11 protein-coding genes are annotated in these 15,601 nt (G+C 66.9%); 3 read left to right on the top strand and 8 right to left on the bottom strand.

Annotated elements, in window-relative coordinates:
- Positions 1-16: 16 nt before the first annotated feature.
- Positions 17-643 carry an outer membrane lipoprotein LolB gene (locus ACSQ8Y_RS26860; protein WP_436269435.1) on the bottom strand — a complete coding sequence of 209 codons (627 nt, stop codon included), beginning with the start codon at positions 641-643 and terminating at the stop codon, positions 17-19.
- Positions 643-2,454 (bottom strand): tetratricopeptide repeat protein, encoded by a 1,812-nt coding sequence (locus ACSQ8Y_RS26855; protein ID WP_436269434.1) that lies wholly within the window; start codon positions 2,452-2,454, stop codon positions 643-645. Before ACSQ8Y_RS26855 ends, ACSQ8Y_RS26860 begins: the two co-directional genes overlap by 1 nt.
- 97 nt (positions 2,455-2,551) lie before the next feature.
- Between ACSQ8Y_RS26855 and mutM the strand changes: the two genes are divergently transcribed.
- The 3 genes from mutM to mutY all read left to right on the top strand — a co-directional run bounded on the left by mutM (position 2,552) and on the right by mutY (position 6,559).
- Positions 2,552-3,385 (top strand): bifunctional DNA-formamidopyrimidine glycosylase/DNA-(apurinic or apyrimidinic site) lyase, encoded by an 834-nt coding sequence (gene mutM / locus ACSQ8Y_RS26850; protein WP_436269433.1) that lies wholly within the window; start codon positions 2,552-2,554, stop codon positions 3,383-3,385.
- A gap of 9 nt (positions 3,386-3,394) precedes the next feature.
- Positions 3,395-5,323 (top strand): dynamin family protein, encoded by a 1,929-nt coding sequence (locus ACSQ8Y_RS26845; protein ID WP_436269432.1) that lies wholly within the window; start codon positions 3,395-3,397, stop codon positions 5,321-5,323.
- Positions 5,324-5,407: 84 nt separating this feature from the next.
- Entirely contained in the window at positions 5,408-6,559 is a 1,152-nt protein-coding gene (gene mutY, locus ACSQ8Y_RS26840) for an A/G-specific adenine glycosylase (protein WP_436269431.1), read from the top strand.
- A 425-nt stretch (positions 6,560-6,984) separates the two neighbouring features.
- On the opposite strand, the gene ACSQ8Y_RS26835 is transcribed toward mutY, so the two are convergent.
- From ACSQ8Y_RS26835 to ACSQ8Y_RS26810, 6 genes are all read right to left on the bottom strand, one after another.
- Positions 6,985-8,121 (bottom strand): deoxyguanosinetriphosphate triphosphohydrolase, encoded by a 1,137-nt coding sequence (locus ACSQ8Y_RS26835; RefSeq protein ID WP_436269430.1) that lies wholly within the window; start codon positions 8,119-8,121, stop codon positions 6,985-6,987.
- 13 nt (positions 8,122-8,134) lie between these two features.
- On the bottom strand, positions 8,135-9,757 hold the full coding sequence (aroKB, locus tag ACSQ8Y_RS26830; protein WP_436269917.1) for a bifunctional shikimate kinase/3-dehydroquinate synthase AroKB: 1,623 nt from the start codon (positions 9,755-9,757) through the stop codon (positions 8,135-8,137).
- Between the two features lie 104 nt (positions 9,758-9,861).
- A complete protein-coding gene (locus tag ACSQ8Y_RS26825) occupies positions 9,862-12,168 on the bottom strand; it encodes a hypothetical protein (protein ID WP_436269429.1) in 2,307 nt (768 codons plus the stop codon).
- 44 nt (positions 12,169-12,212) lie between these two features.
- Entirely contained in the window at positions 12,213-14,321 is a 2,109-nt protein-coding gene (pilQ, locus tag ACSQ8Y_RS26820) for a type IV pilus secretin PilQ (protein WP_436269916.1), read from the bottom strand.
- Between the two features lie 59 nt (positions 14,322-14,380).
- Complete coding sequence (locus tag ACSQ8Y_RS26815) at positions 14,381-14,938, bottom strand: pilus assembly protein PilP (RefSeq protein ID WP_436269428.1); 558 nt, start codon at positions 14,936-14,938, stop codon at positions 14,381-14,383.
- The gene (locus ACSQ8Y_RS26810) at positions 14,935-15,597 is read right to left on the bottom strand and encodes a type 4a pilus biogenesis protein PilO (RefSeq protein WP_436269427.1); all 663 of its coding nucleotides are present in this window, start codon (positions 15,595-15,597) and stop codon (positions 14,935-14,937) included. The genes ACSQ8Y_RS26815 and ACSQ8Y_RS26810 overlap by 4 nt, the downstream gene beginning before the upstream one ends.
- Positions 15,598-15,601 lie beyond the last annotated feature (4 nt).

The raw sequence follows: 15,601 nt of genomic DNA, 5'->3' as shown, positions 1-15,601 counted from the left end.
TTCATCAATTCGTTCACTACTCGGGCTGCGGTGCGTCTATGACTATGCGGATGCTGACGTCGTCCAGCTGGCCGGTGGCGCCGCGCTCGGCGTCGATGCGCTTCGGCTTGGGCGGCGTTCCCGGGACGCCATCCTGCCACGAGACGTAGCTGACGCGCCAGCCGTCGGCGGTGGTGACGCTGTTGGCGGCCGGGCTGGCGATGAAGCGCTTGCCGCCGGCCGCGGTGGCGTAGCCCTGCAGCCACGCGCGCAGGCCGGACACCGGCAAGGGCCAGCCCAGCGTTTGCGCGCTCAGGGCATCGATGTCGGCGGCGCGGCGCGGCGGCTTGCCGCTCTCGGTCAGCGTGGCCTCCTGGGGCGTGACGCTGATGGTGGCCACGGTCTGGTTCAGCGGCGGCGCGGTGATCGCGATGTCGACGCGCTCCGGGGTTTGCTCCCAGTTGAAGCGCACATGGCTCGCTTCCGGCTTGCCGTCCTTGGCATACGTGACGGACAGTTTGCCGGACAGTTCCAGCGTGTCGCGGTAGGGGGCGACGGTGGCGGTGGAGGCCGGGACGGACGGCGCGCCGATGGTGGTGCAGCCGGACAGCACGGCAAGGAACACGAGCGCCAGCGCCGCCAGGCGAACTGTAGGCATCCGCATCAGAGGCTCGTATTCAAACGGGCCAGCGTGCTTTTCAGCGCGTCGTTCTGCGGATCCTTGGCGCGGGCCTCGCGCCACAGCTTCTGCGCGCCGCCCTGGTCGCCCTGGGCCCACAGCACTTCACCGAGGTGCACCGCGATCTCCGGGTCGTTGCGCAGCGTGTAAGCCTGGCGCAGCAGCGTTTCGGCTTCCTTCATGCGGCCCAGGCGGAACTGCACCCAGCCCATGCTGTCCATGATGAAGGGGTCGTTCGGCGCCATCTGCATGGCCTTCTCGACCAGGGTATACGCCTCCTCCAGCCGCTGGTTGCGGTCGGCCAGCGAATAGCCCAGCGCATTGTAGGCGTGATGGTTGTCCGGCGCGATCTCGATCACCTTGCGCAAACTGGTTTCCATCAGCTCGGTCTTGCCCATCTTCTCTGCCGCCAGCGCGAAGTCGTACAAGAGGTCCGGGCTGTTCGGGTAGCGCAGCACGCCGTCCTGCAGCACCTGGTAGGCCTCGTCGGCGCGGCCGGCGTCGCGCAGCAGCTGGGCCTCGGTCTGCGCCACCTGCGCCAGCTCGGCCGGGTCTTCGCTCTTGATGTCGGCCAGTTGCTTGCGGGCGCCGTCCAGGTCGCCCATGCGCGCGGCAAGCTGGGCACGCTTCAAGCGCACCGTCAGCAGCAGGCGCGGCTCGCCGCCTTCGATCTTCTCCAGCCACTCCCGGGCCCCGGCGTAGTCGCCGCGCTCCTCGGCGATCTGGGACAGGATCAGCAGCGCCTTGGTCGGGTCGCGGTCCTCGCCGCCTTCCTTGTCCAGCGCGGTCACGAAACGCTTGAAATAGCCTTCGGCGGCGCCGGTGTCGTTGCTTTGCATGGACATGATGCCCAGCGCGTACAGGGTGGCGGCGTGGTCGGGCTGGCTTTTCAGCAGGAATTCGAACTCATCGCGCGCCAGGCCGTACTTCTTCTGCTCGACCAGCATGCGGGCGTAGGCGGAACGCACTTCGCGCGAGTTCGGGTACTTGGCCAGGAAGGCCGTCACCAGCTTGGTCACCGCCTCCGCGTCCGGCGTCACCTGCGCCATGGTCAGCAGGGCCAGCTCCGAGTCGGGCTTGATGCGCATGGCCTGGCGGGCTTCCTTGGCGGCGCGCTCGCCGTCGTTGTTGGCAAACGCGCCCTGGGCCAGCACCAGGTGGGCTTCCAGCGTCTGGCCGTACGGCGCCAGCACGCGCTCCATCAGCGCGAAGGCGGCCGCCTTGTCCTTGGCGCGCAGCAGGAATTGCTGCATCTGGAACATGGCCAGGCCGCGCGCGCTGGCGGGGCTGGTTTTCAGGCGCTGCGAGAACACCTGCTCGGCCTCGCTCAGGTCGTCGCCCAGCACCGAGAAGCCGAGGAAGTACTGCGCCGCCTCGTCCGATTCCGGCGCCAGTTCGCGCCACAGGCGGATCGCCGCCATCGCCTCGCCGCCCTGCTTGGCGGCCAGCGCCATTTCAGCCGAACGCTGGGCCAGGCGCGGGTCGCGCGTCTGCTGGGCCAGCACCATCATGGTGACGTAGGCGCTTTGCCACTGGCCGCGCTTGAAATCGAGCTCGGCCTTCGTCAGTTTGTAGAACAGGTCGCTGGTCAGCTCGACGCTGGGCAGCGCTTCGATGGCCTGCGCCGCGGCGGCGGCAGCCACCGCCTGCACTGCCGGCGTGTCGCCGGCCTCGCGCGTTTCCGTGCCCGGGACGGCGCCGGCCGCCGCCGGGTCGGCGATAGACTGTTTTTGTGGCGCAACAGCACAGGCGGAGAGCACGGCCGAGAGGGTTACAATGACGAATGCGTTTTTCAAAGGATAGTCCTGGCTGGTCGGAAACTAACCCTGATTTTACGCCAACCCACCGCAAGCGACCATTTGCAGGTGTAACGAATTTCTTTTTAAGCAAGCCATGCCAGAATTGCCAGAAGTCGAAGTCACCCGGCGCGGGGTGGCGCCCCATATCGAAGGCCGCACCGTGCGCGACGTGGTGCTGCGCCGCAGCGGCCTGCGCTGGCCCTTCCCGGCCGGCCTGGCGCAGGCGCTGGCCGGCCGCAAGGTGGCCTCGACCGGACGGCGCGGCAAGTATCTGCTGCTGCGCTTCGACAACGGCACCCTGATCATCCACCTCGGCATGTCGGGCCACCTGCGCGTGCTGCCGCCGGACATCCCGCCGCAGAAACACGACCATTTCGACCTGGTGGTCGATGGCGACGCGGCCCCGCAGGTGCTGCGCATGACCGATCCGCGCCGGTTCGGCGCCGTGCTGTGGCATGCCAGCGCGGACGGCGACCTGGAGCAGCACCTGCTGCTGCGCGGGCTGGGCGTGGAGCCGCTGGAGGCCGGTTTCAACGGCGAACTGCTGCACCGCATGACGCGCACGCGCGGCGCGGCCATCAAGCAGGTGCTGATGGCCGGCGACATCGTGGTCGGCGTGGGCAATATCTACTGCTCGGAGAGCCTGTTCCGCGCCGGCATCAATCCGAAGACGCCGGCCCGCCGCATCGGCCTGGCGCGCTACCGGAAGCTGGCGCAGGCCATCCGCGACGTGCTGGCCGAAGCCATCGTCCAGGGCGGCAGCACCTTGCGCGACTTTATCAGCGTCAATGGACAGTCCGGTTATTTCCAGCAGAGCTATTTCGTCTATGATCGTACCGGCATACCCTGCCGGGTATGCGGGACGCCGGTGCGCCAGATCAAGCAGGGGCAGCGTTCGACCTTCTATTGTGTGCAGTGCCAAAAATAAGAGGGCAGCATGGTCAGGGATCTTGAGCAGTACAGCGCGTGGCGCCAGGGCGTGGTGGTGGCGCTGCAGCAGTACCAGGGCTGGCTGCACGGCGCCGAGCTGGGCGACGCGGCCACCGAGCAGCGCCTGGCGCGCACCCTGGCGCGGCTGGCCGACGACAAACTGTCGGTCGCTTTCGTGGCCGAATTCTCGCGCGGCAAGTCCGAGCTGATCAACGCCATTTTCTTCGCCGACTACGGCCAGCGCATCCTGCCGTCCGCAGCCGGCCGCACCACCATGTGCCCCACCGAGCTGATGTACGATCCCGCCTGGCCGGCCTGCATCCGCCTGCTGCCGATCGAAACGCGGGCCGAGAACCTGTCCACCAGCGACTACCGCGACAACGCGGCCGCCTGGACCATGCTGCCGCTGAACCTGGACGCGGCCGATTCCATGCACGACATGTTCAAGCAGGTCAGCCTGACGCGCCATGTCAGCGTCGAGGAAGCCAAGCGCTACGGCCTGTACGACGAGAACGATCCGGACATGCCGGTCACGCTGGACGAACAGGGCATGGTCGAGATTTCGCTGTGGCGCCACGCCATCATCAACTTCCCGCACCCGCTGCTCAAGCAGGGCCTGGTGATCCTGGACACGCCGGGCTTGAACGCCATCGGCACCGAGCCCGAGCTGACCTTGAACCTGATCCCGCACGCGCACGCGGTGCTGTTCATCCTGGCGGCCGACACCGGCGTGACCAAGAGCGACATCGAGGTCTGGCGCAAGCACATCGGCGCCGGCGCGGGCCGCCTGGTCGTGCTCAACAAGATCGACAGCATGTGGGACGAGCTGCGCAGCGACGCCGAGGTCGACGCCGAGATCGCGCGCCAGCAGGAGCATGCCGCGCACATGCTGGCGCTCGCGCCGCGCCAGGTGTTCCCGGTGTCGGCGCAGAAAGCGCTGGTGGGCAAGATCAACAACGATGCCGCACTGCTGGCAAAGAGCCGCCTCGGCCTGCTGGAGCAGGCGCTGTTCAACGAGCTGATCCCGGCCAAGAAGGACATCGTGCGCAAGCAGCTGGCGCACGACCTGGGCGCCCTGAGCGGCGCGCAGCAGGCCATGCTGGGTGCGCGCATGCGCGGCATCGTCGAGCAGTTGCACGAACTGAAAAGCCTGCGCGGCAAGAACCAGAACGTGGTGGCGCACATGATGCGCCGCATCGATATCGAGAAGAAGGAATTCGACAGCAGCCTGTTCAAGCTGCAGGCGACGCGCTCGGTGTTCACCCGGCTGTCCACCGAGCTGTACACCAGCCTGGGCATGGACATCCTGCGCGACCACGTGCACGAGGTGCGCGAGGCCATGGGCAGCAGCCGCTTCTCGAGCGGCATGCGGGAGGCGGTCAAGGTGTTCTTCGAGCGCATCAAGCAGGACTTGCTGGTGTCCGAGCAAAAGACCGCCGAAATCCGCGACATGATGGAAGGGATGTACCGCAAATTCTCGGCCGAGCACGGGCTGACCCTGGCGCCGCCGATGCCGTTTTCGCTGGACCGCTACCGCGACGAGATCGCCGACATCGAGGAAGTCTACCTGGCCCAGTTCGGCGCCGTGACCTTGCTCACCACCAGCCGCGTGGTGCTGATCGAGCGCTTCTTCGATTCGATCGCCTCGTCCGTGAAGCGCTGCTTCAAGGCCGCCAACGCGGACGCGGAAGCGTGGCTCAAGGTGATCATGGCGCCGCTGGAGGCGCAGATCCGGCAGCACAAGGACCAGCTCAAGCACAGGCTGGCGTCGATCCAGCGCATCCACGACGCGACCGACAGCCTGGAGCAGAAAATCGAGGCCTTCGAGCACAGCCAGGCCGAACTCGAACAACAGAAGGCGCGGCTCACCGAACTGGCCGGCAACATCAGCATCGCCATCAACGCGGAGTTCGTGGCTTTGGAAGCCGCCGCATAACACCACTGACGGTCCGCCGATGCGGTCCATACCGGGTATGGATTCCCGCGTTCGCGAGAATGACATGCCATCGCAAGGAACAGAATGAAACGTTTGACCCATCCGCTGGCGCCCGAAGGCGCGGCGGACTATACCGACCCCACTTTTTCGTCCGAACTGATCGCCTGGCAGAAGGCGCACGGCCGCCACGCGCTGCCGTGGCAAAACACGCGCGACGCCTACCTGGTGTGGCTGTCCGAAATCATGCTGCAGCAGACCCAGGTGTCGGCCGTGCTGGGCTATTACGCGCGCTTCCTGGAGCGCTTCCCCACCCTGCGCTCGCTGGCCGAGGCGCCGGTGGAAGACGTGATGGCGCAGTGGGCCGGCCTGGGCTACTACACCCGCGCGCGCAATCTGCACAAGTGCGCGCAGCGCGTGGTGGCCGACTATGATGGCGTGTTCCCGTCCGATCCGGCGCTGCTGGCCGAATTGCCCGGCATAGGCCGCTCGACGGCGGCGGCGATCGCCGCCTTCTCCAGCGGCACCCGCGCCGCCATCATGGACGGCAACGTCAAGCGCGTGTTCGCGCGCGTGTTCGGCATAGACGCCTTTCCCGGCGAAAAGAAGGTGGAGCAGGCGATGTGGCTGCGCGCCGAGGCGCTGTTGCCCGAGCAGGGTATCGAGTCTTATACGCAAGGCTTGATGGACATGGGCGCCACCCTGTGCACGCGCAGCAGCCCGGACTGCGGCCGCTGTCCTATGCAGCCGCGCTGCGTGGCCTACGCCACGGACCGGGTCAAGGAGCTGCCGGTGCGCAAGCCGAAAAAGGCGTCGCCGGAGAAGCACGCGACCATGCTGGTGATCATAGACCACGGCCAGGTGCTGCTGGAGCAACGCCCTGCCAGCGGCATCTGGGGCGGCCTGCTGTCGCTGCCGGAGCTGGACGGCCACACCTTGGCCGAAGACGGCGACGTGCCGCCGCCGGACGCGGCGGCGCTGCTCGCGGCTGTCAACTTATTCGGGGAAATGGAAATGCACGAGCGGCTGATGACGGTGACGCATGTGTTTACGCACTACAAGCTGCACATCGCGCCGTTGCTGGTAACGCTGGCGCGCCGCGCGCCTTTCGCCGGCGGCGGACGCCACGTCTGGCTGGACGCGGCCCGCGTGGCAGACGCCGCCCTGCCCGCCCCCGTCAAGAAGCTGCTGCTTGAACTGCTGGGCGACAGCGCCGCCGCGCAGGGACGCATGTTCTAACTGGTGAACTTGGCAATAGTGAAAGTTAGCGCCGTGATGGACAAGGCCGTCGCCATGAACCACTTCAATAGCGGCAACATCGATTTCCAGCGCACGCAGGCGCCCATCGATTGAATCAAACAGCCTGCTGGTCTCGTCCATGGCGCACCTCTCACTACGTCATGATGCGCCACGCAAGGGGGAGCATCAAGCGGAGCGCGAGGAAGACTTGAGGCAGACCAGTAACCCTGCAGGGCACCTCGAAATACCTGTCGTTCCGCATCGGCGGACCGCCGCGCAGGGTGTAGCAGGGAATTCGTGGGGTACGCCCCACGCCTGCGGAACGACTTGCGGCAGCAAGGGGAACCCATACTTCGCATGCTCAGAGGAGTAGCATGGACTCCCGCCTGCGCGGGAATGACAATTTAGCGGTTATTCGAGGTTCCCTACAGTTCGTCGAGCGAAAAAAGGCGGCGGTGTTCGCGGATGGCGTAGCGGTCGGTCATGCCGGCGATGTAGTCGGCGATTTTGCGCGCCTGCACGGTGGCGTCGCCGCCCGCCACGACGTAGTCGGGCGGCAGCAGCACCGGGTCGGCCATGAAGGCGTCGAACAGCTCGCGCAAGATGCGGCTCGCCTTCACCCGCATGCGGTTGACCTTGTAGTGCCGGTACAGATTGGCCCGCAGGAAGCGCTTGAGCTCGGTCGCGTCCTTGCGCATCCGGTCCGAGAAACGGATCAGGGGCGGCGCGTGCCGCACCTCGTCCAGATTCTTGGGCGCGGCCTCCAGCAGCAGCTGGCCGGAGGTGGCGATCAGGTCGTCGGCCAGCGCGGTGATCAGGCGGCGCAGCGTTTCGTAGATGGCGCGGCGCCCGCTCAGGCCCGGATGGGCGCGCTGCACGTCGTGCCACAGGCGCGCGAAAAACTCCACCTGCTCGAGCTGCCCTATCGTGATCAACCCCGAACGCAGGCCGTCGTCGATGTCGTGGCTGTTATAGGCGATCTCGTCGGCCAGATTGGTCAGCTGCGCCTCCAGCGAGGGCTGGGTGCGGTCGAGGAAGCGCTGGGCCACCGGCCCCAGCAGCCTGGCGTTGGCCAGCGAGCAGTGCTTGAGGATGCCTTCGCGGGTTTCGAACATCAGGTTCAGGCCGTCGAAGGCGCCGTACTGCTGCTCCAGCTCGTCGACCACGCGCAGGCTCTGCAGGTTGTGCTCGAAGCCGCCGTGCCCGGCCATGCATTCGTTCAGCACGTCCTGGCCGACGTGGCCGAAGGGCGTGTGGCCCAGGTCGTGCGCCAGCGCGACCGCCTCCACCAGGTCCTCGTTCAGGCGCAGGTTGCGCGCCAGCGAGCGGCCCACCTGCGCCACTTCCAGGCTGTGCGTCAAACGGGTGCGGAACAGGTCGCCCTCATGGTTGAGGAAGACCTGGGTCTTGTACTCCAGGCGCCGGAAAGCGGTGGAATGGATGATGCGGTCGCGGTCGCGCTGGTACTGGCTGCGCGAAGCGTGCGGGGTTTCGGGATGGCGGCGGCCCACGCCCTGGTCCGAATGCACGGCGTACGGGGCCAGGTGGGCTTCGCCGCGCATCGCTGCCGCCCCCTTACTGCTGCACGCAGGCGGCCAGCGTGGCCAGCAGCAATTCCTGCGGCGCGTTGCTGATGCTCGGGCTGCCCAGCGGATGGAGCAGGATGAACTTGATGGCGCCGCCCTCGTTCTTCTTGTCGACCTCCATCAGCTCGAGCCAGCGCGCCGTGCCCAGGTCCGGCGCCACGGTCGGCAGGCCGGCCGCGTCCACCAGCTTGCGCACGCGCTCGACGGTCGCCGCGTCGACCAGGCCCATGCGGTGGGACAGGTCGGCCGCCATCACCATGCCGCAGCCGACGGCTTCGCCATGCAGCCAGACGCCGTAGCCGAGGCCGTTTTCGATGGCGTGGCCGAAGGTGTGGCCGAAATTGAGGATGGCGCGCAAGCCGCCCTCGCGCTCGTCCTGGCGCACCACGTCGGCCTTGATCTCGCAGGAACGGGCGATGGCGTAGGCCAGCGCACCCTTGTCGCGCGCCACCAGCAGGCCGATGTTGGCCTCGATCCAGTCGAAGAACTGGGCGTCGATGATGGCGCCGTGCTTGATCACCTCGGCCAGGCCGGCCGACAGTTCGCGGTCCGGCAGCGTTTCCAGGGTCGAGGTGTCGGCGATGACCACGCGCGGCTGGTAGAACGCGCCTATCATGTTCTTGCCCATCGGATGGTTGATGCCGGTCTTGCCGCCGACCGAGGAATCGACCTGGCTGAGCAAGGTGGTCGGCACCTGGATGAAGTCCACGCCGCGCATATAGCTGGCCGCCGCGTAGCCGGTCAGGTCGCCGATCACGCCGCCGCCCAGCGCCAGCAGGGTGGTCTTGCGGTCGGCCTTGGCCGCCAGCAGGGTGTCGAACACCTGCATCAGGCTGGCCCAGGTCTTGTGCTCCTCGCCGTCCGGCAGGATGATCTCGATCACTTCCTTGCCGTGCGCCTTGAGCGCGCCGCTGACGCCCTCCAGGTAGAGCGGGGCCACGGTGGTGTTGGTGACGATGGCGACCTTGTTGCCGGCTACGTGGCGCGCCAGCAGCGCGCCGTCGGCCAGCAGCGACGGTCCGATGGAAATGGGGTAGCTGCGCTCGCCCAGGTCGACGTTCAGGAGTATGGTGGTTTGTTCAGTCATCGATGGTTGTGCCTGTGTGACACAGTTGGGCGCGGCCTGGCAAGCCAGCGCGTCCAGCTGGTTCAGAATTGTGTGAACCATCGATTGTACGTTAGGTCGGCCGGTATCGATAACGATGTGGGCCAATTCCTCGTATAGCGGCTCGCGCTGCGCCATCAGCTCCTCGAGCTTTTTGCGCGGATCGGCCGTCTGCAGCAGGGGGCGGTTCTTGTCGTGCGCGGTGCGCGCCAGGATGCTGTTGACGCTGGCCCGCAGGTAGATCACGGTGCCGCGCGCCTTGAGCAGTTCGCGGCTGTCGGGGTTGAGGATGGCGCCGCCGCCGGTGGCCAGCACCACGCCGCGCAGCGCGGTCAGGTCGCGGATCACCTCGGCCTCGCGCCGCCGGAAGCTCGGCTCGCCTTCGATTTCGAAGATCCACGGGATGGAGGCGCCGGTGCGCGCTTCAATTTCGTGGTCGGAATCGATGAATTTCAGGCCCAGCTTGCGGGCGAGGATGCGGCCTATGGTGGTCTTTCCCGCCCCCATCAGTCCAACCAGGAATATATTACTGCCGTTAGTATCAGCCACTATGGTCCAATTTTCAGTATGGGCGGACGCCGGCAGTGCCGCCGGCGTCCGCAGCCGCCTCCTTACGGGCAGCTAAACCGCAGTTTAAACGGATAACTGGTTACGTTGTTGCGCGGCGTGGTGATCGTGACGTTGAAAGTTGCATTCAACGCGGTCAGGCACGGCTTGGGCTGGACGCTGCCGATCGTCACCACGTGGGTCGAACCCTGGCGCACGCTGTTGTTGTCGATGCCGGTGCCGCTGGTGGCGTCGCCGCCGGCGGTGTGGGCGAAGACGTTCTGCACCGTGGCCGGCGAGACGCCGGTGGCGGCCGCGTTGGTGGCGTTGGTGATGTCGACCCGGGTGCCGGCCGGCATCGGGTTGTTGTTGATGTCGTTGAGCTGCAGCGCGAACACGCGCGAATCGTTCGCGCCGACGGTGCCCAGGTCGTACTCCCCGCCCGTCAGGCGCACCGGCACCGGGCTGACCGTGTCGGAGAACCAGACGTTCTCGGCGAAGCTGCCGCTCAGGAAGATGCCGATCTTCGAGAACAGGGTATTGAAACCGTCGGTGGTGCTGGCGCACACGGTGGCCAGGCCGATGCGGGTGCTGTCGTTGCTCACGCCCACCGAGGTGCTGGTGCCGTCGGTATGCACGGTCGGCGAGTTGCACGGCGTTTTAGGCAGGTTGGCGGTCGCGGTGCGCGGGGACTGGGTGCGGAAGTCGACCGAGCAGCCGCCGTTGACGGTGTTGCAAGCGCCCTTGCTGGACGAACCGACCGAGGCCAGGTTGGTCTGGAACACCACCGGCAGGCCGTCCGGCACCGGGTTGCCGGCCTGGTCGGCCACCAGGATGCTGACGTTGGTGGCGGGCACGGTCGGGCCGCTGTCGAAGGTCCAGCCTTCCACGTTGGGGCTGCCCACGCTCAGCGAGAACGCTTGCTGCACGGGCAGGCCGGTGGTGACGACGATGGAGTCCGACGAAGTCGACACCAGCGGGTTCGAGGCCAGCGTCGCCTGCACGCGGAAGGAGGTCGGCTTGGTGCCGGAGTTGACGGTGGTAATCACCTCGCCGTTGGCGTCGGTGCTGTCGCTGGTCTTGTTGATGGTGACGTCCGGCGAGGTGGTGCTGAAGTTGACCAGCTGCGCCGCCAGCGCCTTGCCGAAGATGTCGACCACCTTGAAGGTCAAGGTCGCGGTCTCGGTGCGGCCGATGCCGCCCTGGCCCTTGATGACGATGGAGCGGTCGACCGGTGTGGCGCCGACGAACTGGATCGACGCGGCGGCCGGGCTGGCGATGGCCAGCGCGGCGCTGGCCGAGGCCGGGGTCGAGGCGCCGCTGTTGAGCGTGGCGGTGATGACGTCGTTGTTGCCGCAGCCCTGGTCGCGGAACACCACTTGCGCGGTGCCGTTGCTGGTCGGCGCGCTGGCCGCCAGGGTGGCCTTGCCGGCGGTCACGCACGCCGAGCTGAAGGCGATGTTCATCTGCTGGTCGGTGTACTTGGCGGTGCCGGCCAGGACGTCGACCGAGATCACGGACGAGCCGTAGGCGCCGATGCTGGCCGGCGTCAGGGTCAGCTTGCTCAGCGTGATGGAGGTGGCGCCGACGCTGTAGTTGGCCGAGGCCGAGACGGTGCTGCCGTCGACCGAGGTCGACACGGTGACCGTGCCGGCGCCGCTGGCGACCAGGCTGGCCGGACGCATGGTGGCGTCGGCCACGCCGTTGGCGTCGCTCAGGGTGGTGCCGGCCGACGGCGAGAATGCCACCAGCGGCGAGCCGCCCGGCGCGCTGCTCGAGACGAAGGTCACCAGGGCGTTGGCGACCGGCTTGCCGTCCTTGTCGCGCACGGTGGCGCGCGCGGTCAGCGGCGCCACGCTGGAGAGCGAATTGCTGGCCGCGCCGGTGCTGCTCAGCAGCGCCAGCGTGACCGTCGGCACCTGCACCGGGGTGCCGGCCACGACCTGGATCTTCTTCTCGGCCGAGGTGACGCCGCCGGCGCTGGCGGTGATGGTAATGGTGCGCAAGGAACTGTCGCCCTTGGTATTAAGCTTGGCGAGCACGGTGCCGGCCGCGTCGGAGGTCTTGGCGGCGGCGGCGATGGCGCCGGAACTGGCCTTGAAGTCCACGGTCTGGTCCGCCATGACGTTGTTGTTGGCGTCCTTGACCACCACGGTCAGCGTCACTTCGGTGCCGTCCGCGCCGGACGAGGCGATGGTGTCGGCGCTCGACACCAGCACCACGCTGGCCACCTTGGCGGTGGTGCCGGTGCCGGTGCCCGTGCCGGTCCCGGTGCCGCTGCCGGTGCTGCCGGGATTGCCGCCGCCGCCGCCGCAAGCGGCGAGCAGGCTGGAGCACAGTAACAGCGCGAGCCATTGCTTGAATTTTTTCATGACGCAGTTTTCCGTTGTAAACATGGGGATTCCTTGGTGGCCGGTTAGCGTGCCGAGAGCCGCTCGGCGACGATCTTGGGCGTAATAAATACCAGCAATTCTGTCTTGTCGTTGGTGCGCGTGTCGCTACGGAACAGATAGCCGAGCACCGGCACGTCGCCCAGCAGCGGCACCTTGCTCACGGTGTTGCGCTCGATCTGCTGGTAGATGCCGCCCAGCACCACGGTGCCGCCGTTGTCGACCATCACCTGGGTCTTGACATGCTTGGTGTCGATCGCGAAGCCGGCCCGGGTTTCCTGGCCGACGCTGTCCTTGTTGACGTCGACGTCGATCACCACGTTGCCGTCCGGCGTGATCTGCGGCGTCACTTCCAGGCGCAGATTGGCCTTGCGGAACACGATGGAGGTGGCGCCGCTGCTGGTGGCCACCTGGTAGGGCAGCTCCAGGCCCTGCTCGATGATGGCGACCGCCTTGTCGGCCGTCACCACGCGCGGGCTGGACACGATCTTGCCGGTGCCGTCCGCCTCCAGCGCCGACAGCTCCAGGTTCAGGAAGCGGTTGGCGGCCGACGAGAACAGGCTGATGGCCAGGCTGCCGGCGGCGGCGCCGTTGATGGGCGCGGCCGGCAGGTTGACGAACTGGGTGTTGTTGAAGCTGTCGCTGGTCTGGTTTACCTGGCCGGTGGTCTGGCCGACGCCGACCAGGTTGCCGCCCACGCCGAGCCGGGTGCTGGTGCCGCTGCCCAGCTGCCAGCCCGAGTCGCCGCCGCGGATGGTGCGCATGTCGGCAAAGCCCAGCTTGGCGCCCAGGTTGCGCGTGAAGGAATCGCTGGCCTCGACGATGCGCGCCTCGATCAGAACTTGCTTGGATGCAATATCGGTCTTCTGGATCAGCCTGCGGATATCGTCCAGCTTGGAGGCGATGTCGGTGACGAACAGCTGGTTGGTGCGCGGCTCGATGATGGCGCTGCCGCGTTTGGACAGCACGCGGTTGCGCGCGTCGGCGCCGTCCAGGCCGAACACGGTCTTGAACGACTCGGCCTTCTGGTAGTTCAGCTGGAAGATTTCCGACTTCAGCGGCTCCAGGTCGGCGATCTGGGCGCGCTGCTCGAGCTCCAGCTTTTCCTTGGTCAGCAACTCCTCCTTGGGGGCGATCCACAGCACCGAGCCGTTCTTGCGCATATCCAGGCCCTTGGCCTGCAGTACCACGTCCAGCGCCTGGTCCCACGGCACTTCCTTCAGCCGCAAGGTCAGGTTGCCGGCCACGCTGTCGCTGGTGATGATGTTCAGGCCCGAGATGTCGGCGATCGCTTGCAGCGCGGCGCGCACCTCCACGTTCTGGAAGTTGAACGACAGTTTCTCGCCGCGGTAGCCCTGGGTGCCCTGGGTCAGCTTGTTCGGGTCTTCCTTGATCGGCCGCACGTCCACCACCAGCTGGGTGTCGCTCTGGTAGACGCTCTGTTCCCACAAACCCTTGGCCTCGATGGTCATGCGCACGTTGTCGCCCTGCGGCACGGTGGTGATCTGCGACACCGGGGTGCCGAAGTCGGCCACGTCGAGGCGGCGGCGCAGCGTTTCGGGCAGGCCGGTCTTGAGGAAGTCGACCACCACGCCTGCGCTGGTCGGACGCACGTCGACCGCCACCTGGCTGTTCGGCAGATCCACCACCACCCGGCCCTCGCCGTTGGCGCCGCGGCGGAAATCCATGTCGCGCAACTGCTGCTTGCCCACGGCTGCCAGCGGCGCCGCAGCCGCCTGCTTGACCGGCAGGCCGGAGGCGTCCACCGCCGTGGCCAGGCCGCCGGAGCCGTCTATGGTCAGGATCACGCTGTTGCCGTCGATGGCGGTGGCGTAGTTCAGGCTGCGCTTGAGGTTGAACACCAGGCGCGAGCGCTCGCCGGCCTGCACCACGTTCACGCTGCGCAGCTCGCCCTGGTTCATTTCCTGGGTGGTCTTGCCGGTGGCGTTCACGGTGGCGCCGAAGTCGAGCGCGATGCGCGGCGGATTGGTGATGGCGAAGCCGATCGGCAATTTCTCGGGCGCATTCTTCAGCGCGATCTTGACGATCACGTTCGAGCCTTGCTGGTTGGACGTGATGGCCTCGATGGCGTTGGCCTGCAAAGCTGGGGCCTGCGCGTGGACCAGGAGGGGCATCAGCGCGGCGGCGCCGGACAGCAGCAGCGCCGGCAGCGGCCGGAAGTTCCAGTGGAAGTTCATTTGTTGCTCTCCTTGCTTTCCTGCAGCTCCAACTTCGATATGCGCTCGACCCAGTCGCCGGTCGCGTCCTGTACGATTTCCTTGACGCTCACGGCATCCTCCGTCACGCTGGTGATCAGGCCGAAGTTCTGGCCGACATGCTGGCCGGGACGCACCTGGTACACCGATTTATCCACCTGCAGCAGGGCATAGATCACCTTGCTTTTCTCCATCGTGCCCACCATCTTGACGGTGTCGAGCGGGAAACCCTCGAGGAATTCCTTGCGCCGCCCGGTGTCGGGTTTGAGGCCGCCGCCCGGCTTGCGGTCCATGCGGGCCAGTTCGGCCAGCAGCTTGTTGGCGCTGAACGGATCGACCTCGTCGTTCGAGGCGTAGACGAAGGGGATGAAGGTCTTGGGCTCGCTGATCGGCGTCACCGCCACCACGGCCGAGCTGTCGACCTGCTTCATCCACTGCCGCACTTCCTGCACGTCGCTGTCGCCGCAGCCGGCCAGCGCCAGCAGTGCGGCCCCTGCCAGGGCGTAACGTGAAAGCTGTAAGGTGCGCTGGCTCATTTCTTGGCCGCCTTCTTCTTGTCGGCCGCCGTCTTGCGCTGGGCCGCCACTTCCTCGGGGTCCAGGTAGCGGAAGGTCTTGGCCACCGCGTCCAGGGTCAGGCCGCCGTCCTTGCCGGCCACCAGGGCCATGTTGTTGAGCGTGACGATGCGCGGCAGGTTGGCCATGTCGCTGGCGAAGGCGCCGATGTCGTGGTAGTTGCCGGTGACCTTGATGTCGATCGGCAGCTCGGCGTAATAGTCCTTGACCACCACCTGGCCCGGCTTGAACAGCTCGAACTGCAGGCCGCGCCCGAGGCCGGCCTGGTTGATGTCCGACAGCAGCGCGGCCATCTCGGCCTTGCTCGGCAGCTGCTTCTGCAGACGGTCGACATACTGGTCGACCTGCACCTTCTGCGCCCGCAGCGCGTCCAGGTTAACGGCCTGCTGGGTCTTCATCGTGTATTCGCCGCGCAGCTTCTGTTCCTCGGCCACCAGCGCCTCGTGGGTCTCGAACTGGCCGCTCCAGTAGGCGAAATAGCCCAGCGCGGCGACGCCGGCCACCATGCCGACCGCGCACAGCAGGCGCGGCGCCAGCGGCCACTGGCCGGGGTGCCGGCCGCCGAGTCCGCGGAACTGGTCCGCCAGCGACTCGCTCAATTGTTTCAGGTCTATAGCCATGTTT

The sequence above is a fragment of the Pseudoduganella sp. LjRoot289 genome (genome assembly GCF_964252925.1).
In the GTDB taxonomy this organism is placed as follows: domain Bacteria; phylum Pseudomonadota; class Gammaproteobacteria; order Burkholderiales; family Burkholderiaceae_D; genus Rugamonas.
Note: the sequence above shows the minus strand (reverse complement) of the source record. Positions and strands in the feature narration are given on the sequence as shown.

Excerpts from the sequence above, each read along its gene's own strand:
- ACSQ8Y_RS26860 (WP_436269435.1), bottom strand. The coding sequence starts at position 643 with ATGCGGATGCCTACAGTTCGCCTGGCGGCGCTGGCGCTCGTGTTCCTT.
- ACSQ8Y_RS26845 (WP_436269432.1), top strand. The coding sequence starts at position 3,395 with ATGGTCAGGGATCTTGAGCAGTACAGCGCGTGGCGCCAGGGCGTGGTG.
- ACSQ8Y_RS26825 (WP_436269429.1), bottom strand. The coding sequence starts at position 12,168 with ATGAAAAAATTCAAGCAATGGCTCGCGCTGTTACTGTGCTCCAGCCTG.
- mutY (WP_436269431.1), top strand. The coding sequence starts at position 5,408 with ATGAAACGTTTGACCCATCCGCTGGCGCCCGAAGGCGCGGCGGACTAT.
- pilQ (WP_436269916.1), bottom strand. The coding sequence starts at position 14,321 with ATGCCCCTCCTGGTCCACGCGCAGGCCCCAGCTTTGCAGGCCAACGCC.
- mutM (WP_436269433.1), top strand. The coding sequence starts at position 2,552 with ATGCCAGAATTGCCAGAAGTCGAAGTCACCCGGCGCGGGGTGGCGCCC.
- aroKB (WP_436269917.1), bottom strand. The coding sequence starts at position 9,757 with ATGGGGGCGGGAAAGACCACCATAGGCCGCATCCTCGCCCGCAAGCTG.
- ACSQ8Y_RS26810 (WP_436269427.1), bottom strand. The coding sequence starts at position 15,597 with ATGGCTATAGACCTGAAACAATTGAGCGAGTCGCTGGCGGACCAGTTC.
- ACSQ8Y_RS26815 (WP_436269428.1), bottom strand. The coding sequence starts at position 14,938 with ATGAGCCAGCGCACCTTACAGCTTTCACGTTACGCCCTGGCAGGGGCC.
- ACSQ8Y_RS26835 (WP_436269430.1), bottom strand. The coding sequence starts at position 8,121 with ATGCGCGGCGAAGCCCACCTGGCCCCGTACGCCGTGCATTCGGACCAG.